Source organism: Litoreibacter sp. JB4-2, assembly GCF_055693445.1.
On the sequence record NZ_CM146334.1, the window covers coordinates 1,897,441 to 1,914,723 of the forward strand.

Here is a 17,283-nt window from a genome sequence, read left to right on the forward strand (position 1 = left end):
TCGCTAAAGATGAAAAACGTTGTCATTGGGTTCCTCGGCACCAAGCTGGATATGGGCAAAATGCGCAAGTGGAAGCCTACGCCCAGCCTTGTGGTCCATGACGACTTCCCAGTTGAACGGTTGGAACTGCTTTACGACAAGCGCTACCTGCGGTTGGCCGAGAAAGTACAGCGCGAGATCAGCCATAAGTCCCCGGATACCGAGGTCCTGCTGAACGAGATGAACCTCGCTGACCCGTGGGATTTCCAAGAAGTCTACGGCGCGATGTTCGACTTCGCCCGCGACTACGGCTTCGACGAGGACCGCGAGCAGTATCACGTCCACTTGACCACCGGCACCCATGTCGCTCAAATCTGCTGGTTCCTGCTGGCCGAAAGCCGCCATGTCCCTGCCCGCTTGCTACAAACCGGCCCACCACGTGGTGAGGACGCGCAGCCGAGCATGGACATCATCGACCTCGACCTCAGCCGCTACAACGCGCTGCAACAACGGTTCGATCTGATGTCGCGCGAGAACAGCGACCTGTTGAAAGGCGGCATCGAGACCAAGAACGCCGCCTTCAACGCGATGATAGATAAGGTCGAACTGGTGGCCGGGGCCTCCGACGCGCCGATCCTGCTGCTCGGCGAGACGGGCACCGGCAAGTCGGAACTGGCGCAGCGCATTTATGATCTCAAGCTGCAGCGCCGCCGCGTCAAAGGCCGCATGGTGCATGTCAATTGCGCAACGTTGAAAGGCGACCATGCACTGGCCATGCTCTTTGGGCAACGTCGGTCTTTGTCGGGACAGGTAGGTAGTGAACGAGGGGGGCTTCTGCGAGAGGCTGATGGTGGCATCTTGCTTCTCGATGAGCTGGACCAATTGGGGTTAGACGAACAGGCGGTCATTTTGCACGCCATCGAAACGGGCCGCTACTATCCGCTGGGGTCTGACCATGAGGTCACAAGCCGCTTTCAAGTCATCGCCAGCTCGAACCAGGATCTCACCGCGTTGGTAGCGGAGGGAAGATTTAGACCAGACCTCTTGGCCCGGATCAATATGTGGAGCTTTCGTTTGCCTGCGCTGCGCGAACGTCCCGAAGACTTTCATGTTAATTTGATGCACGAGCTTGTGCGTACCAGTCACCAGCTTGGGGCGGAGTTTGGGTTCAATTCCGACGCCGCCGCCAGCTACATCCGTTTTGCCAAGGACCCAGCAACGCTGTGGCCCGCGAATTTCCGCGACCTAAGCGGGTCGGTGCAACGGCTTTGCACGCTGGCACCGCGAGGCCGTATCACGCAAGCGATGGTGAGTGATGAAATCTCAACTTTGCGCTCGAACTGGACCGCTATAGAGGCGCAGCCAGACAGCATCCTGTTGAAAACCGTCATGGGCGACGCCGCCGAAATGCTTGACCCGTTTGACGTTGTCCAACTGGCCTTTGTCATTCGAGCCTGCCGGCAGTCAGAAAATCTGAGCGCAGCGGGGCGCAGTCTCTTCGCGCAATCACGGGCAAAGCGCTCCAGCAGAAACGACTCTGACCGCCTGAGGAAGTACCTTGCTAAGTTCGATTTGGGCTGGGACGACGTTCAGACCTTTGAGGGTAAGTTGCCTACCTGAAGTTTTTTGCATAGAGGCATGCTCCTTTCCGCTTTTTCAAGCATTCGCCAGATTTCATTAAGCCGATTCAGGTCAACTTTCCGGACGCCGCATTGAAGCGCAGCGGCAAAACATCAACGGCAGCTCTGGGCCGTGACCTCATCTGGGAGTATGTCTCGTTGTGTTTCTTACTGCGTTTTGGAATGAACCTGTTGCTCAGCAAGGAAGCGAACGAAGTGAACCGTGAGGTTTTCTCTTCGCGACTGGTCTGGCCAGACTGCGTAGATGCCCAATGGGGCAAGGCTCCAATCCTCTAGGAGTTCCAAAAACGCGCCGGCATTCAGCGCCCGGTCGACGAGATATCTAGGCAGAACCGTCACGCCGAAGTTGAGACGCGCATAGTGAAGCAATGCATCAATACTGTCGACCTGAAGCCGAGAACGTCCCGTCACTTTCACAGAGCGTCCTGAACGGGATTTAAACTCCATCGCATTCGAACGCTGTGCGTATCTGATCCAGTCCCAAGTTTCGAGATCTGCTGGGTGCTTCGGATCGGGTCGAGATTTCGCGTAGTCCACACCAGCGACAAGCACCCGTTCTATTTCGCCGAGCTTGCGTGACATCATAGAACTGTCGTCAAGCCAGCCAACCCTTATATTCAAATCATATCCAGCCTCCAACAGATCAACCGGTAGATCGGTGAATGAGACGGACAAATCCACATGTGGATAGTGCCGCGTGAAGTCTCCCATTGCGGTGGCAATGTTTGATGAAGACATAAAGGCCGGGGCGGATACTCGCAGTGAACCAGCGGGTTCGAGTGTCAAAGCGTTCAACTCATCGAGGCCAGATTCAGCGCTGCGCACCATTTCGACCGCGTGCGCATAGAACCTACGTCCTTCGTTTGTAAGCGCGATTTTTCGGGTTGTGCGGTTGAGCAAGGTCGTCCCGACAAAATCCTCCAGCCCTGTCACGATCTCGCTGATCCGCGACGGCGCCAATCGAATATCCTTTGCTGCCGCGCGAAATGAGCCAAGGTCCACGACGCGTGCGAAGATGGCCATGTGTCTCAGATGGTCAATCATTGTTCTGTTTTGCCGAACTGTGTTGTCTGCCATTAGCAGATACACAAAACAATCTTTCGTCAATATCTCTCTCCTACGAAGAAGAAACAAACCCAAACGATGGAGATCGATATGAAACTGATGCCAATTGCACTTGTCGCCAGCATGACCCTTGCAGGCACCGCCATGGCCGATGACACGGCCACGGTTCAGAGCTTCTACGACCTACTCAGCAACCCCACGTCTCAGGATCACGTTGCGGCGTTCGAAGCCTCTATCACCGATGATTGGGAGAGCGTCGGTGACTACTCGGGAGAAAACAAAACCCGTGAAGGGTTCCTCGGACAGATCGGCGGGTTTGGTCAACTTGTCCCTGATCTGAATTGGGCCGTTGAGGTCATGCATCAGGACGGCAATTTCGTCACCGTCCGTAGCCGTGCCACTGGAACTCCTGTCGGCCCAATGTTCGGTGTCGATGGCGAAGGCCGCAGCTTCGACATCATGACCATCGACATCCACGAGCTGGAAGACGGCAAGATTGCCCGTTCCTACCACGTCGAAGACTGGGCGGGCGCATTGGGCCAACTTTCCGGTCGTTGAACTGAAACATTGGCGTCGCTCCAAGGCCGCGACATCTCAAATCATAAGGAAATCACCAATGGAACGCAGAACTGTTTTGAAGTCCACAGGCCTATCGGCCCTGGCGCTGGTCATTGGCGTTCAAGCAAAGGCGGACGAAAGTTCCGAAGCCAGCATTGACATCGTCATGCGCTTTATGGGCGCAATGGGTAGCGGAGATATGGAGACTGTGGGCGCGCTCATGGCCGACGACATGGTCTGGCACAACGAAGGCGATAAGACCTTGCCCTGGGTGGGCGGTTCCAAAGGCAAAGAAGCGATCTTGGCCTTTCTTGGGGTCTTCTCGTCGAACTTCGAGACCACAATGTGGGAGAACACCGACGCGTTCGCCTCAGGTGACACCGTTGCTGTCTTCGGCAAGATGAATGGCGAGACGACGAAATCCGGCAAGGAGATCGGCGAGTTCACCTTTGCACTTCGCGCCAAAGTTCGCGACGGCCAAGTCATTTTGTGGCATTGGTTCGAAGACAGTTTTGCCGTCAGCCAAGCCTATCACGGGTAGACACTGACGAAGGAGGCGTGCCATGTCGATCCGAACAACCATTCTTAGTGCAATACTGGTGTTTGCGGCGGTGCCTTCGGCACTTGCAGCCAATGAACTGCCGATGCGGACGACACCCATTCCGGAAACCACTAATGGGGTGCCGCATGTGCAGATCGGAGTTGAGCCAGTGCCGGAAATCTCCGAAGCCCTTCTAGACAAAGTCGCGATGATCCCCGGTGTCGATATCCGCAAGACCGTGATCTCGCTGCCTGGCGCTTTGGGGTTCTGGATCAAGGACGATGTTGTCGTGGCGCGTCCTTACGTCATCGTGGGCGGACGAGAGTTCGCCCACATTCACCCTGACGGTAGTCTACATGCGTCTCTATCACCGGTCCTTGCGAGGCAAGCCGTCGAGGCGGGCTGGGCGGTCAGCCACCCTTGGGCAAACCAAAGACCAGGTTGGGAAGGTTTTGTCATGATCTTCACTCCAACTAACGCCGGAGAGCTGGAGGTTGTATTGGACCTCGTTCAGGCTTCCTATGTTTTTGTGACTGGTCAGGACTAGCTTTCTTTTTGCCAATTCACGCGGCCATGCTTTCGGTTGAAAAATCAAGGTTCGGTGGGCTTCATAGCCTGAGATTGAAAGCGCTACCTGACAATTCACATATTACGTTGTGGGTTGGTCGCGTCCGGCACCTGAACTAGAGAAGCAACAGGAAAGCGCGTATTTAGCCTGATATTTCCGATAATCCAGCGTTTGATTTTAGCAGGAATTGAGACCAAATTGGTCCACATGCGGCTCCTATCTCTCGAGCTTTACGACCTATCTCCCCAGCTTCGATTTGAGGCGGGATCAGGCCCCTCGTATCCTGATTGGCAATATACCGACGGGTCCGTTCAACTAAAGTTTGCTTCACTTCCGGCGGCAACCCGCCGTCGATCAGGATCGCTTCAAAGTCGATGACCGCGCAGGTCGAAAGGGCAGCTTTGGCAAGTTCTTGGGCGGTTTGCCTAATCCATGGTTCAACATAGCGTTCGTAAGGACCCCAATCATCATTGCTCCAAAGTCCTTTGGGATCCAAGCCAACCTCTGACAAACGCGCTTCTAACAAGTGAATGGAAGCGATATCTATCAATTGCCTACTCTCGCCATTGGGGCCGACACTGCGCAACGAACCAAGTGCCCCCGCGTTCCCTTGGTGTCCTTCAAAGACAGAATGATTGAGCACGATACCCCCGCCGACGAATGCGGCGACGAAGAAATACGCATAGTCTCTGAATTCTTTGCCGCGTCCGTAAACGTGCTCGGCACGACAAGCTGCAGTAGCATCATTGACCACGTGAACAGGTAGGCTGGAGAATTCGGCGAATTCGTTATGAAAACTGATGTCTTTCCAAAGCGCGAATTCTTCAGCAGTAGCTCCAACCATTTCGTGCCAGTTCCACAACTCAAACGGCGCCGCAACGCCGACTCCACATATTCGCTTGCGCAGTTTTTCAGGCAAGACCTCTGTCAATTCAACAGTGCCTGAATGCAAAAAATCGAACAACTCGACGGGCAACGGGTAGTCAAAAGTCGTTGCGGTTTCAGCGCGGATCTTTCCGTGAAAATCCATTAGGATGATCTTCGCGCTGCGCCGCCCTATGTTGATGCCAAGCGAGAACACACCATCGGCGCAGAGCTTCATCGGAATAGATGGCTTTCCGACTTTCCCGCGCACCGGCGCGCCTTTTTCCAGCAACCCGTCCTTTTCCAGCTTACGAAGGATGACCGACACAGTCTGTGGTGACAGCCCTGCGATCCGTGCCAGATCGCTGCCGGGCATAGGTCCATTGCGTTGCAGCATGGACAGAAGCAGGCGCTCGTTATGATTGCGTAAACCGCTCTGGTTCACACCTCCACTTAACGCTCTGATCTTCGATCCATCCATAAAACAGGGCTTATACGCAAATATCGGCCCGATAAAGCTACTATCTTAAATTAATAAATCAAGTTTATTTATTTATTGACGAGCTTGGTAGAATCAGTATTCCCTTAGGGCAATCCCGCAGGTTTCGCGGGAGTTCGCTCCGCATGTTCGGATCAACGTCTGGGAGGACATTATGAAAAAACTATTCGCTTCAACCGCGGTTGCCCTGTCGGCAATGTCAGGAGCTGCCTTTGCTGATGCTCATGCTGTCACGGCCTGCTTGATCACAAAAACAGACACCAACCCATTCTTTGTGAAGATGAAAGAAGGTGCTGAGGCCAAAGCGGCAGAGCTTGGCATGACGCTTAAATCTTTTGCAGGTAAAGTCGACGGCGATCATGAAACTCAAGTTGCAGCAATCGAGACCTGTATTGCTGACGGTGCAAAAGGCATATTGCTGACGGCATCTGACACGTCTTCTATCGTCTCTTCTGTTCAGCAAGCGCGTGACGCAGGTCTTGTCGTGATTGCACTTGATACGCCTTTGTCACCCATCGATGCAGCAGACATGACATTCGCCACCGACAACTTTCTTGCGGGTGAGTTGATCGGCAAATGGGCCGCTGCAAAGCTGGGCGATGACGCAGCAAACGCCAAGATCGCAATGCTTGATCTGGCTGTGTCACAACCAACAGTTGGCGTTCTGCGCGATCAGGGCTTTTTGCAGGGCTTTGGTATTGATCTGGGTGATCCCAACAAATGGGGCGATGAAACCGATCCGCGTATCGTCGGCAACGATGTAACGGCGGGGAATGAAGAAGGTGGCCGCAAGGCAATGGAGAACCTTCTGGCCAAAGATCCAGAAATCAATGTCGTCTATACCATCAACGAACCGGCTGCAGCGGGTGCCTATGAAGCGCTCAAGTCAATCGGTCGCGAGAACGACGTGTTGATCGTGTCTGTTGACGGCGGCTGCCCCGGCGTTGCGAACATTAAGGACGGCATTATTGGCGCGACTTCGCAGCAGTATCCTCTGCTTATGGCGTCCAAAGGTGTTGAAGCGATTGCAGCCTGGGCCAAGGACGGAACCAAGCCAGCAAACACACCGGGCAAGGACTTCTTTGACACCGGCGTTGCGCTTGTCACTGATGAGCCTGCCGCAGGCGTTGAAAGCATCGACACCACCAAAGGCACGGAGCTTTGCTGGGGCTAATGGCGAAAACCGCCAAACGAGCCTAGACTGACGATAAGGGGCGCCATTGCGCGCCCCTTTTTGACGAACTGAAGGGGGCAATATGTCGAGCGCAGAAACAACGGACGATGGCGTGGCAAAATTCGAAGATCCGCATCGCGGCCTTTTCGGCACGTTGCAGCACTGGCTTCACATCAATCCGGCTCTGGTTCCGCTGATTGTGTTGCTGGCGTCCATTGTGGTTTTTGGCCTGTTGCTTGGCTCGAAATTCTTCTCGCCATTCGCGCTCACTCTAATTCTGCAGCAGGTGCAAATCGTTGGAATCGTCGCTGCCGCGCAGTCGTTGGTCATTCTGACAGCCGGTATTGATCTCAGCGTTGGCGCGATCGCGGTCATTTCCTCTGTCGTGATGGGCCAATTCACATTTCGCTACGGTATGCCGGTCGAAGTCGCAGTCGCCTGCGGGCTGATCGCGGGCACTGCCATTGGCTATCTGAACGGCTGGCTTGTCGCCGCAATGAAGCTACCGCCTTTCATTGTCACGCTTGGCATGTGGCAAATCGTTCTTGCCGCAAATTTCCTCTATTCCGCGAATGAGACGATCCGCAGTCAGGATATCGCCAACAACGCGCCTCTGTTGCAGCTTTTGGGCGCGAAATTCAAAGTCGGCGGGGCTGTTTTCACCGTCGGCGTTCTGTTGATGGTCCTGCTGGTCATCATACTCGCTTACGTGCTGCGCCATACCGCGTGGGGCCGTCATGTCTACGCCGTAGGAGATGACCCGGAAGCGGCCGAGCTGTCCGGTGTAAATGTCAAAGCCACGCTGATCTCTGTTTACGCCGTCGCCGGTTGTATCTGCGGCCTTGCTGGATGGGCGCTAATCGGGCGCATAGGATCGGTCTCCCCTACCTCCGGCCAGCTTTTGAACATCGAAAGCATCACGGCGGTCGTAATCGGGGGAATATCCTTGTTTGGCGGCAGGGGATCGATCCTTGGCACCTTCTTCGGCGCGTTGATCGTCGGCGTTTTCACGTTGGGCTTGCGCCTAATGGGGGCCGACGCGCAATGGACATATTTGCTGATCGGTGTCCTCATCATTGCAGCTGTTGCAGTGGATCAATGGATCAGAAAGGTTGCCGCTTAATGGAACCTATTCTTAAAGGCCGCGGGCTAGTTAAACGTTACGGCAAAGTCACTGCGTTGGATCATTGCGATTTTGATCTGATGCCCGGTGAAATTCTTGCGGTCATAGGCGACAATGGCGCCGGGAAATCATCCTTGATCAAAGCTATCTCCGGCGCCGTCGCCCCGGACGAAGGCCAGGTCTATCTAGAAGGGCAGCAGATCAGCTTCAAATCCCCCATCCAAGCACGGGAAGCAGGGATCGAAACTGTCTATCAAACCCTTGCCATGTCGCCCGCACTATCAATCGCAGACAATATGTTCATGGGGCGCGAAATCCGCAAATCAGGCTTCATGGGCACCGTATTTCGCCAGCTTGACCGCGCTAGGATGGAGCGTTTGGCGCGCGACAAACTTACAGAACTTGGCCTGATGACGATCCAAAACATCAATCAAGCAGTTGAAACGCTCTCTGGTGGTCAGCGCCAAGGCGTCGCCGTTGCGCGAGCGGCGGCTTTTGGATCCAAAGTGATTATCCTTGACGAACCTACTGCGGCTCTAGGCGTCAAGGAATCCCGTAAAGTCCTAGAACTGATCCAAGACGTCAAATCACGCGGCATTCCAATCATTCTGATCAGCCACAACATGCCGCACGTTTTTGAAGTGGCGGATCGCATTCATATTCACCGCCTTGGCAAACGGCTGTGCGTGATAAATCCCAAAGACTACACGATGTCGGACGCCGTTGCATTTATGACTGGTGCCAAAGAAGCGCCCACGAGTGATGTGGTCACCTAACAACTAGCCCAACTAAAGTATGGAATGGCATCGGCTTGTTGAACGGGCAGACTTTGGCTCAAGTCTAGTTGGCAGCAACGTGGTGGACATTGGAAAGCGATATGCGAGTATTCTTTGCAGGCGGCAGTGGCAAGGCGGGCAAATGGCGATCTCGCATTTGCGACAGCAAGGCCATCACGCTGTCAATGTGGACCGAACGCTCTAGGGTTTAAAATTGTCCCGAACTGTTGGTCGACCTTTGCGATGCAGGCCAAGTCATAGGGGCTATGTCCCAGTTCATCGAAAGTCATCAATTGGAAACGGGCACTGGCATTCCGACATATGACGCAGTCGTGCACTTTGCTGCTATCCCACGCGTTATGATTTGTACCTATGGTGAGTGTTTTCGGAAAAACGTCTTGACGACTTACAATGAGATGACCACCCGGTCCTTTCTGGCTCGGACAGGTTTCGGTATTTGGGACTTCGGATCTACAACGTAATTGAACCGAACGAATATGCGGAGATGTTTCCGCATTTCATGGAAAACCTTGCGCTCCGCCGCCGCAAAATCTTTGCCCATATCGACGCTCGCGATTTGGGGCACATGGTCGATTGCTGCTTGAAAACTGATGGGCTGGGCTACGAAGTGTTCAACGTATCAAATGATGACATGTCAGTAGGAATTACCTCTAATGCGGCAATCGAACAGTTCTATGAGGGTATCAAGGTTCGCCAGATCCTGAACAAGAGGCTCAAAGCAGAAGGCAGACCCCTCTCACGCGGGTAAGTTCAACTCAGCCTAACGTGCAATCTTGCGTGGGCGCAGATGGAGTTATTCAAGACAACCTCATGATCAAGAAGTTCAAGTCGCGACACCTTGCTGGCCAATCGCGCGATGAGGCATTCGATTTCCAATAATGCGAGGTGCATGCCGACGCACATGTGGACACCGGCACCGAAGCCCAAGTGGCGACGTGTGTTTTTGCGTGAGATGTCGAAGGTATCGGGGTCCGCGAACACGGTTTCGTCGCGGTTGGCTGACGCAAAGAGCATCATGACCCGCACGCCTTGGGGGAGCACGATACCCGCCTCAGTTACCTCGCTTGCAACGTGCCGCGTAAAAGATCGAATGGGCGTCCCGAGGCGTATCGCTTCTTGAACCGCATTGGGGATGAGGTCCGGGTCTGCCTTGATCTTCGCAAATGCCGTCGGATCACAGGCCAGATAATAAATCAAATGACCGATAGCTGAGATCGTCGTATCCAGGCTCGGGTTCATATAGTCCCGTATGGCAAAGGGTGCGAGGTCTGGGTCAATGTCTCCGGTGCGAGCCATTTCACTGATCCGATGTGTCCAACTGCCGGGTTTGAGTTTGTCAGGTGTTGCCTCGCGACCGATAAACTCCCGCATCTCCTGTATCGCTGTGCACGCCGCCTGTCCGCGCGCGTTCTGGACACCAAGCACATCAAACGCCGCCGCCGCCCATTTCAGCATGTTTTCGCGCCCGAAATCGGGGAGCCCGACAAGATCCCGAACAACGGCCAAAGGCAGCCCTTGGGCCAAGTCTTCAACAGCATCGATGGACCCCTTGGCCACAGCAGCATCGACTAAGTCTGCCGCTACATCTTCGATCCGGGCGCGGTAGGTCTGCACGGCATTTGGGGTCAATGGCGGTTGCATGGCTCCGCGCAACGCGTCGTGGCGCGCGCCATCCGAGGCGACAGTGTTCCCTTGCAAATGCGCACAGCCAAAATCATCCGCCGCCACGCCTTTGCTAGACACATAGATATCCGGCCTGCGCAATGCCGACCGGACGATGTCGTATTGCGTGAAGGCAAAGTTGCCATGCGCCGCCATCCAGACCACCGGGCCTTTCTCGCGCAAGCGCGCATAATGCGGCCATGGATCGCGAATGACCCCATCGGAATAGAGATCGATCTCGTCAGTTGGGCAGCTCGAAGCAGGCGCGGAATAATTCATTGCCTCAAAATACAACTATGCTAACGTTGGTCAACAATATTGCATAAGGGAGGAATGCATGATGTATCGTACTGCAATCGCGGGCCTTTGCGCATCCGTCGCTTTGACGGTTCCGGCGCAAGCGCAGGACATCAACCTAACCATGTCGCACTATCTGCCGCCCGTTCTGGGCCTGCATGTGGATTTTCTGGAGCCATTCGCCCGCGAGCTTGAAGAGAAGTCCGGCGGTCAGGTGGCCGTGGATATTCAAACGGCGGGAAGTTCGCTTGGCGTGATCACCAAGCAATGGGATCAAACGCAGGACGGTCTGTCGGATATTTCCTTCGGGTTGCATGGCATTCCGCGCGGTCGCTTTACATGCACGCAGGTGGTCGAGCTTCCTTTCCTCACAGACAGTGTCGAGGAGGCAAATAAGGTGCTTTGGGGCCTGTTCCCCGATCATCTGGCCAAGGAACATGAGGGCGTAAAGGTGCTCGGCCTGATGGCCCATGATCCGGGTGTCCTCGCGACCAACGGCAAGCGTGTCGAAAAGCCCGAAGACCTCGCCGGGCTGCGCATTCGCGTGCCGTCGCCGTTCATCGCCGCAATGTTGGAAGACCTCGGCGCAATCCCGGTCGGTATGCCGCCGGGGCAGGTCTACGAGAACATGCAAACCGGTGCGATTGACGGTGTTGTGCTGCCTTGGGCGGGCCTGAAAGAGTTCCGCATCACAGAAGTGACCACCAATGCGATTGAGATCGGGGCTTATACTACGCCCTTCTATTTCGTGATGAACGAGGACAGCTACAACGACATGCCCGCCGATGTGCAATCTGTTGTGGATGACATCTCGGGCGATGCTTTGGTCGCGAAATTCCCGGATTGGTGGACCGCTTGGGGCGCTGCCGGGCCTGCGCAGATCACCGATGCGGGGGGCGAAGTGATCTCCCCCGATGCGGCGCTGCGTCAGGAGTGGATTGACGCGACCGCAGGCACCGTGACACGACTTGAAGCCGACTTGGCCGCCGAGTGCGGGCGCGAGCTGATCGCCGCCGCGCGCGCGCTCGCCGCTGATTAATCCTGAACCAAAGCGCTGGCAGCCCTGAGTTGCCAGCGCTACCATTTCATCATGAGCCTCAACAAAATCGTCGATACCGTCACAATGGCGCTCGTCTGGGTCGGTGGCCTTCTGGTCTTGGGCGTCATGCTCTTGACGATTGGGGACATCATTTCGCGGTGGGTCTTTGCCAAGGGTTTCATCGGCCTGGTCGATGTGACGCAATTTGCCGTCGTGGGCTTCGCCTATCTCGCCCTGCCGCGCGTGTTCTGGACGGATGCGAATGTCGCCATTGAGCTTTATGACGAACGCCTCTCGCCCCGCGCGGACGCGGCCTTGCGGGCCTTTGCCTTGATCCTCGCCATCGGCATTTTCGCGCTGTTGTTGCGCTATGGCTGGGTGCAAGCGGACCGCACGCTGCGCTATCGGGATATTTCACAGAACATCGGCATTCCGATGGTCGGGTTCTGGGCGCTGATCCTCAGCGGCTTGGCCATGTCGGGGCTGATCTGCCTGCTGCGCCTGTGGCAATGCGGAGCAACCATGGTGTCAGGAAAGCGCGCAGATGCCCATTGAACTTTGGGGCGCTGGCGGCTTTGTCGCCCTGATCATGCTGATCCTCGCCCGCGTGCCCGTGGCCATCGCCATGGCGAGCGTTGGCATTGTGGGCGGCATCCTGCTGGGCAGTGTCAAAAAGACCGGGCTGATCTTCTCGGCGGCGGCATTGGAAAGCGTCTTTCCCTACACGCTGTCGGTGGTGCCTCTGTTCATCCTGATGGGCGTGTTCGTCACCCATGCGGACCTGTCGCGCAAGCTCTATGACGGCATCCACGCCCTGCTCTGCCACAAACCCGGCGGTTTAGCGCAAGCAACAATCGGGGCCTGCGCGATGTTCGGCGCGATCTGTGGATCGTCACTTGCCACCGCCGCGACGATGACCCGCGTGGCCCTTCCGCAAATGCGCGCGCGGGGCTATGCAGACAGCCTTGCCACTGGCGCGATTGCGGCGGGTGGAACACTGGGCATTCTGATCCCTCCGTCGATCATCCTGATGATCTATGGCGTGTTGACGGGCACCTCCATCGGTAAGCTTTTCTTGGCGGGTCTGATCCCCGGCCTTCTGGGGACCGCCCTTTATATGCTTGCCGCACGCTATGCCGTCTGGCGCGACCCACAGGCAGGCCCGCCCGAGGCGCGCAAAAGCTGGCGCGAACGCACACTGGCATTGCTGCGAATTTGGGATGTCTTCCTGCTGTTCGGGTTGGTTTTGGGCGGCATCTATGGTGGCTGGTTTTCCACCATCGAAGCGGCAGCCGTGGGCGCTTTTGGCGGGCTGATCGCCGCCATCGTGCGGCAAAGGTCGCTCCGGTTCCTGCCCAAGGCACTGGACGAGGCCGCGCGCACCACGGGCATGATCTTTATCATCATCGTTGGCACCGCCGCCTTCAACGCCTTTATCGAACGCACGCATCTGCCCAACACGATCATCGGCTTTGTGGCGGACACCGGCCTCAGCCCGACTATGGTGCTGATCATGCTCATGGGCATCTATCTGGTGCTGGGCTTCATCATGGACGGGCTGTCGGTGATCTTTGTGACCATCCCCATTGTCTTCCCGTTGGTTCAGTCATTGGGAATCGATCCAGTTCTCTTTGGCATCCTTGTCGTCACCGCGACCGAGATTGGCCTCATCACCCCGCCCGTCGGCATGAACCTTTTCGTCATCAAAGGGATTGCGCCGGAGTTGAACATCCGAACCATCTGGAAGGGTGTCGTGCCCTTCATCGCCGCAGATGTGATCCGCCTTGCCCTACTGATCGCCTTCCCGATCCTGACGCTGCTTTTGCCGGGCGCTGTCCGCTAGACTTGCGCGCCAAATTCTTGGCTCAACGACCCGCAAGCAGCCTTTAGAGCCAGCGCAATCTTGCCCCCCGGCGCACTGTCAAAATCGCCGGACCAGCCAAGAACGGTCATTGCCAGCGACAAATCCGTTCCATGGGAAAACACCGGCGCAGAGAGTGAAGCGATACGCGGAAGCAAATCCCCGTCCACATGACCGACACCGCTAGTCCGTGTGCGATCACGCAATAGGTCCAGATCCAAATCATGGTCTTCTACAAGAGGCAAAACTTGCGTGTCCTTCCCCCAGGCAAGAAAAACGCGACCGGTGGCGGAGGTGGCAATCGGCAAAACCAGCCCGGCCCGCGCCTCAACCGTCAAGGGGCGAAACCCTTCGAAATAGCGAATGATCGTCGGCCCGCGATTGCCCCAAACCGCGACAAAAACGGCCTCGCCGATCTCATCTCGCAGCTTCTCAGCCGCCTCACAGGTCCGGTCCACCGTGTCCAAACGGCTCAGCGCTGACAGGCCCAGTCCCAAAGACGTCGCCCCAAGGTCATAGGCCCCACGCCCCGTCTGACGCAGCGCGCCACACCGCACGAGCGAGACCAGATAATGGTGCACCTTGGAGGGAGAGCTGTCCAAGGCCTGCGCGATCTCGGCCACGCCGACCGGACCGGCAGAGGCTTCGACGATCCGCAAAATGTCGAACGCCCGTTCAACCGACTGCACGCCTTTGCGCTCGCTAGGTTGAGGTTCAGCGGAAACCTGCGGCTTCGGTGTTTGCAGCCGCACGAGCGGTTTGAGGATTGGATCTTGGCTCATAGGGACAGCTTATACGCGTCTTTGGAGCATGGGCAGCGGGAATATGGTTCAGGGGTATAGGAATATCTGCGACAAACTGGACTTCCGCCATTTGATCGGGTTGCAGCTTAGACGGTTAGGGCTGAATCCGGACCCAAAGTGAGGTGCAGCATCATATGATATGTTGCTATGGTCAACGTTGGGTTGTCGTTGTGGTAGGGCATGGCGGGTAGGAGAATTAGTCAGGGAAACGCCAATCTTACCAGCCATTTGCGCGCTTCGCCCAGCTTAGAACAAGAGCCGTATTTTCGGCCCGAAACGCCCTTTGAGACCGAAACATATCTGGGCGATACGAGTTAGACTTGAATTGGTCGAAAACCATCGCTTCCTCGCATTGTTCAACATGGCAAACGACAGCAAACTTCGAGGGTGTGATTTGGTGCGGTTGAAAGTAGTCGATGTCATGGCATCTGGCCAGACTAAGGAACAGGCATCGGTGCTTCGGAGCAAAACTGGAAGCTGCAATCTGTACGAACGTCAGCTAGGCGCTGTTACGCGCGCCCTTAACAGCTTTTGAGGTCCCAATAATATGTGCTGAGATCAACAGAACGGATAGCGCCACACCAGCCGCAATCACAAGAGGTGCTTTCCAGAGAATGAGGATGGCCGCAAAAATGCGTAGGATCACTTCCCATGACCTGAGAACTGCTCGGTCAAACCGCGCCAGTGCAGAAGCGATTAGATAAAGCGCGGCCAGCAGGCGGCAAAGCAATAACGAGAGTGCGCCGATATCGGTGTTTTCCGAATATCCGTCCATCAGGGCGCGCCGCCCATTCTCGTCCGTGATCGTGACGGCCTCTGGGATGAGCAACAGTTCCGGATACCACGCAAACACAAAGGGTATCGTAAACATCACGATGCCGACCCGAACGGCCGACAAGGCTGTCCGCATCGGCTCTGTCCGGGTGATGGATGCAGCGGCAAAAGCGGCCACAGCGACCGGGGGTGTGATGGCGGAGGCGACGGCAAAATAGAAGACAAACATGTTTGCGGTGAAGAAACTTACCCCTAGCTGCGCAAGCAGCGGACCAAGTAACAAAGCAACATTTACATAGGCAGGGACCGTCGGCATCCCCATGCCAAGCAGGATCGCGCAAAGCATGGCGCAAAACAGCGCCAGCATGAGATAAACACCGCCGGTGATAGGAATCTGGAACCCCAGCAGGTTCACCGACGTCACTTGCGCCAGCCAGGATGTCACGGCGCGAGTCAGCTCTCCTGTCAGGCCGCTTTCGTTCAGAAAGGCCGCAATGATGGACACGGCGAAGAGAAGCAGGAAGAGGCGCGAGATCAAAATTCCGCCCTCCCCGAGGGCTGTTAGAACCTTGCTTGGTTTCGCCCGGGTCTCTGGGTCTATGAACATCATCGGCAGCAAGAGCGCGACAGCCCACCATCCCGCAGAGACAGCGTCGCCAGCAGCATTGACGATTGTTTGCACCACCACTTGCGGCAGCAAAGCGGCGATCCATCCTTGGCTGATGGTGTCTTTGTTGCCCAAGAGCAGGAACAGGATCGTCAGGATCGGCAGGAAGATTATCCAAAGGTTGCGCCAATCCTGTCGCCCCATGATCAAGTCGTCTGGAATGTCCCGCATGGGCGCAACGTTTTCCCGACGGGCCTGGAACATCACCGCGAGGAAGATCGAAACAAAGAATGCGATTGCCGGGATGAAAGCCGCTGTGATCACTTTGGTGTAGGGGACAGCCGTCAGCGCCACCAGAACGAAGGCCGCGATGCCCATGACCGGCGGCATGATCTGCCCGCCTGAGGACGCGGCGGCCTCAACCCCGCCCGCAAATTGAGGGGAGAACCCGTTGCGCCTCATCATCGGAATGGTAAGCCGACCGGTCGAGAGCACGTTTGTGACAGGTCCCCCGGTAATGGTGCCAAACATCGCGGATGAGACGATGGCCGCATGCGCCGGGCCGCCCCGCAGGTTGCGCGTGACCCGCACGGCGAGCTTGATCAGGGACGTGCCGCCTGCGGATGCGCCGAACAGCGCGCCGAGCACCACATAGGGAAAGACCTGATTGATGATGATGTCCATGAAGCGGCCCATGAACCCATCGGGCGTGATGAAGACATTCGTGGCCTTTTGCACGGCGGCCGCGAGGGCATCGCCGCCATCCGCGCCCAGTTTGGTCAGCAGGAAATTGTTTTCGCTCAGGCCAAAGACCCAGACCAGAGCGGTGACGACCGTATATAGCACGACCGCGCTGGCGACGATCACCAGTGGCAGGCCCCAGACCCGGATGTTGTATAGGAAAAACAGCAGGATGATGGTGAACAGGAGCGGAAGGCTCCACACCCCCAGCCGGGCCTGACAGGCGGGCACTTCGGCCTCAAGCGTCAGGCCGGGGATGAGATTTTCGGACCGGGTTAGGGCGTCTTCGATCAGCCGTGCGCGTTCGCCGGTGATTTGGTCGATCAGGCAAACGGAATCGATTTCGATCCAGAACCCCACAGCCCCCAGAAGGGCGGCGAGAACCAGCCCGATGTCGAGCACGGCCCCCAGCCACGCCCGTTTGGGACGGGTGTCGCGCCAGGTCCGATACAGGCTCGCATCAAGGGCGACGATCACCATCATCATCACGAAAAGCGGCGGGAACAGATATTCCGTCGGAAAGCCCGAGATACGGAAAAACCGTATACCGGTAAGGTCGCGCGCCCAGTTCTGAAGCCCGGGTATCTCCGGCAGGGTGTTCACCATGCCCACTAAGACCAGCAAAACCGCGAGGAGCAGCGCGATGCGCTGCCCCCGTGATCTGGTGGTGGTCGTGTCGTTCATGACCGAA

The 17,283-nt window shown here is 56.4% G+C and carries 16 protein-coding genes and 1 pseudogene; 12 read left to right on the forward strand and 5 right to left on the reverse strand.

Going from position 1 to position 17,283, the window contains the following annotated elements; all coding sequences use genetic code 11:
- The first annotated feature begins 9 nt into the window (after nt 1–9).
- Nucleotides 10–1,599 carry an RNA repair transcriptional activator RtcR gene (rtcR, locus tag ACZ1G7_RS09430; RefSeq protein ID WP_472663557.1) on the forward strand — a complete coding sequence of 530 codons (1,590 nt, stop codon included), beginning with the start codon at nt 10–12 and terminating at the stop codon, nt 1,597–1,599.
- Between the two features lie 167 nt (nt 1,600–1,766).
- On the opposite strand, the gene ACZ1G7_RS09435 is transcribed toward rtcR, so the two are convergent.
- On the reverse strand, nt 1,767–2,642 hold the full coding sequence (locus ACZ1G7_RS09435) for a LysR substrate-binding domain-containing protein (protein WP_472663558.1): 876 nt from the start codon (nt 2,640–2,642) through the stop codon (nt 1,767–1,769).
- Nucleotides 2,643–2,774: 132 nt separating this feature from the next.
- On the opposite strand from ACZ1G7_RS09435, the gene ACZ1G7_RS09440 reads away from it, so the two are divergent.
- From ACZ1G7_RS09440 to ACZ1G7_RS09450, 3 genes are read left to right on the forward strand one after another with little or no spacing between them, the layout of a single operon-like run.
- The gene (locus ACZ1G7_RS09440; RefSeq protein ID WP_472663559.1) at nt 2,775–3,242 is read left to right on the forward strand and encodes an ester cyclase; all 468 of its coding nucleotides are present in this window, start codon (nt 2,775–2,777) and stop codon (nt 3,240–3,242) included.
- Nucleotides 3,243–3,300: 58 nt separating this feature from the next.
- Nucleotides 3,301–3,783, forward strand: a complete 483-nt coding sequence (locus tag ACZ1G7_RS09445) for a nuclear transport factor 2 family protein (protein ID WP_472663560.1) — start codon at nt 3,301–3,303, stop codon at nt 3,781–3,783.
- A 22-nt stretch (nt 3,784–3,805) separates the two neighbouring features.
- Nucleotides 3,806–4,330: a luciferase domain-containing protein gene (locus tag ACZ1G7_RS09450; RefSeq protein WP_472663561.1), complete on the forward strand. Its 525-nt coding sequence runs from the start codon at nt 3,806–3,808 to the stop codon at nt 4,328–4,330.
- Between the two features lie 163 nt (nt 4,331–4,493).
- Here ACZ1G7_RS09450 and ACZ1G7_RS09455 read toward each other — a convergent pair whose 3' ends face one another.
- Nucleotides 4,494–5,696 carry an ROK family transcriptional regulator gene (locus ACZ1G7_RS09455; RefSeq protein ID WP_472663562.1) on the reverse strand — a complete coding sequence of 401 codons (1,203 nt, stop codon included), beginning with the start codon at nt 5,694–5,696 and terminating at the stop codon, nt 4,494–4,496.
- Between the two features lie 172 nt (nt 5,697–5,868).
- Here ACZ1G7_RS09455 and ACZ1G7_RS09460 point away from each other — a divergent pair, with 172 nt between their 5' ends.
- From ACZ1G7_RS09460 to ACZ1G7_RS09475, 4 genes are all read left to right on the forward strand, one after another.
- Complete coding sequence (locus ACZ1G7_RS09460) at nt 5,869–6,888, forward strand: substrate-binding domain-containing protein (protein ID WP_472663563.1); 1,020 nt, start codon at nt 5,869–5,871, stop codon at nt 6,886–6,888.
- A gap of 82 nt (nt 6,889–6,970) precedes the next feature.
- A complete protein-coding gene (locus ACZ1G7_RS09465) occupies nt 6,971–8,011 on the forward strand; it encodes an ABC transporter permease (protein ID WP_472663564.1) in 1,041 nt (346 codons plus the stop codon).
- Nucleotides 8,011–8,787 (forward strand): ATP-binding cassette domain-containing protein, encoded by a 777-nt coding sequence (locus ACZ1G7_RS09470; protein ID WP_472663565.1) that lies wholly within the window; start codon nt 8,011–8,013, stop codon nt 8,785–8,787. Before ACZ1G7_RS09465 ends, ACZ1G7_RS09470 begins: the two co-directional genes overlap by 1 nt.
- A gap of 457 nt (nt 8,788–9,244) precedes the next feature.
- A complete protein-coding gene (locus ACZ1G7_RS09475; RefSeq protein WP_472663566.1) occupies nt 9,245–9,556 on the forward strand; it encodes a hypothetical protein in 312 nt (103 codons plus the stop codon).
- A 2-nt stretch (nt 9,557–9,558) separates the two neighbouring features.
- On the opposite strand, the gene ACZ1G7_RS09480 is transcribed toward ACZ1G7_RS09475, so the two are convergent.
- Entirely contained in the window at nt 9,559–10,749 is a 1,191-nt protein-coding gene (locus ACZ1G7_RS09480) for a cytochrome P450 (RefSeq protein ID WP_472663567.1), read from the reverse strand.
- A 58-nt stretch (nt 10,750–10,807) separates the two neighbouring features.
- Between ACZ1G7_RS09480 and ACZ1G7_RS09485 the strand changes: the two genes are divergently transcribed.
- The 3 genes from ACZ1G7_RS09485 to ACZ1G7_RS09495 are packed head-to-tail and all read left to right on the forward strand — an operon-like array spanning nt 10,808 to nt 13,649.
- Complete coding sequence (locus ACZ1G7_RS09485; protein ID WP_472663568.1) at nt 10,808–11,806, forward strand: TRAP transporter substrate-binding protein; 999 nt, start codon at nt 10,808–10,810, stop codon at nt 11,804–11,806.
- 51 nt (nt 11,807–11,857) lie between these two features.
- The gene (locus ACZ1G7_RS09490) at nt 11,858–12,361 is read left to right on the forward strand and encodes a TRAP transporter small permease (RefSeq protein WP_472663569.1); all 504 of its coding nucleotides are present in this window, start codon (nt 11,858–11,860) and stop codon (nt 12,359–12,361) included.
- Nucleotides 12,351–13,649, forward strand: a complete 1,299-nt coding sequence (locus tag ACZ1G7_RS09495; protein ID WP_472663570.1) for a TRAP transporter large permease — start codon at nt 12,351–12,353, stop codon at nt 13,647–13,649. The genes ACZ1G7_RS09490 and ACZ1G7_RS09495 overlap by 11 nt, the downstream gene beginning before the upstream one ends.
- Here the strand turns inward: ACZ1G7_RS09495 and ACZ1G7_RS09500 are convergent.
- Entirely contained in the window at nt 13,646–14,449 is an 804-nt protein-coding gene (locus tag ACZ1G7_RS09500; protein ID WP_472663571.1) for an IclR family transcriptional regulator, read from the reverse strand. The two genes, ACZ1G7_RS09495 and ACZ1G7_RS09500, sit on opposite strands and share 4 nt — an antisense overlap.
- Nucleotides 14,450–14,732: 283 nt before the next feature.
- On the opposite strand from ACZ1G7_RS09500, the pseudogene ACZ1G7_RS09505 reads away from it, so the two are divergent.
- Nucleotides 14,733–14,942 (forward strand): annotated as a pseudogene (locus ACZ1G7_RS09505) (integrase); the annotation flags it as partial.
- A 27-nt stretch (nt 14,943–14,969) separates the two neighbouring features.
- Here the strand turns inward: ACZ1G7_RS09505 and ACZ1G7_RS09510 are convergent.
- A complete protein-coding gene (locus tag ACZ1G7_RS09510; protein WP_472663572.1) occupies nt 14,970–17,276 on the reverse strand; it encodes a TRAP transporter permease in 2,307 nt (768 codons plus the stop codon).
- Between the last annotated feature and the right edge of the window lie 7 nt (nt 17,277–17,283).

Excerpts from the sequence above, each read along its gene's own strand:
- ACZ1G7_RS09455 (WP_472663562.1), bottom strand. The coding sequence starts at position 5,696 with ATGGATGGATCGAAGATCAGAGCGTTAAGTGGAGGTGTGAACCAGAGC.
- ACZ1G7_RS09435 (WP_472663558.1), bottom strand. The coding sequence starts at position 2,642 with ATGGCCATCTTCGCACGCGTCGTGGACCTTGGCTCATTTCGCGCGGCA.
- ACZ1G7_RS09495 (WP_472663570.1), top strand. The coding sequence starts at position 12,351 with ATGCCCATTGAACTTTGGGGCGCTGGCGGCTTTGTCGCCCTGATCATG.
- ACZ1G7_RS09445 (WP_472663560.1), top strand. The coding sequence starts at position 3,301 with ATGGAACGCAGAACTGTTTTGAAGTCCACAGGCCTATCGGCCCTGGCG.
- ACZ1G7_RS09490 (WP_472663569.1), top strand. The coding sequence starts at position 11,858 with ATGAGCCTCAACAAAATCGTCGATACCGTCACAATGGCGCTCGTCTGG.
- ACZ1G7_RS09485 (WP_472663568.1), top strand. The coding sequence starts at position 10,808 with ATGATGTATCGTACTGCAATCGCGGGCCTTTGCGCATCCGTCGCTTTG.
- ACZ1G7_RS09470 (WP_472663565.1), top strand. The coding sequence starts at position 8,011 with ATGGAACCTATTCTTAAAGGCCGCGGGCTAGTTAAACGTTACGGCAAA.
- ACZ1G7_RS09480 (WP_472663567.1), bottom strand. The coding sequence starts at position 10,749 with ATGAATTATTCCGCGCCTGCTTCGAGCTGCCCAACTGACGAGATCGAT.
- rtcR (WP_472663557.1), top strand. The coding sequence starts at position 10 with ATGAAAAACGTTGTCATTGGGTTCCTCGGCACCAAGCTGGATATGGGC.
- ACZ1G7_RS09440 (WP_472663559.1), top strand. The coding sequence starts at position 2,775 with ATGAAACTGATGCCAATTGCACTTGTCGCCAGCATGACCCTTGCAGGC.
- ACZ1G7_RS09500 (WP_472663571.1), bottom strand. The coding sequence starts at position 14,449 with ATGAGCCAAGATCCAATCCTCAAACCGCTCGTGCGGCTGCAAACACCG.
- ACZ1G7_RS09460 (WP_472663563.1), top strand. The coding sequence starts at position 5,869 with ATGAAAAAACTATTCGCTTCAACCGCGGTTGCCCTGTCGGCAATGTCA.
- ACZ1G7_RS09450 (WP_472663561.1), top strand. The coding sequence starts at position 3,806 with ATGTCGATCCGAACAACCATTCTTAGTGCAATACTGGTGTTTGCGGCG.
- ACZ1G7_RS09465 (WP_472663564.1), top strand. The coding sequence starts at position 6,971 with ATGTCGAGCGCAGAAACAACGGACGATGGCGTGGCAAAATTCGAAGAT.
- ACZ1G7_RS09510 (WP_472663572.1), bottom strand. The coding sequence starts at position 17,276 with ATGAACGACACGACCACCACCAGATCACGGGGGCAGCGCATCGCGCTG.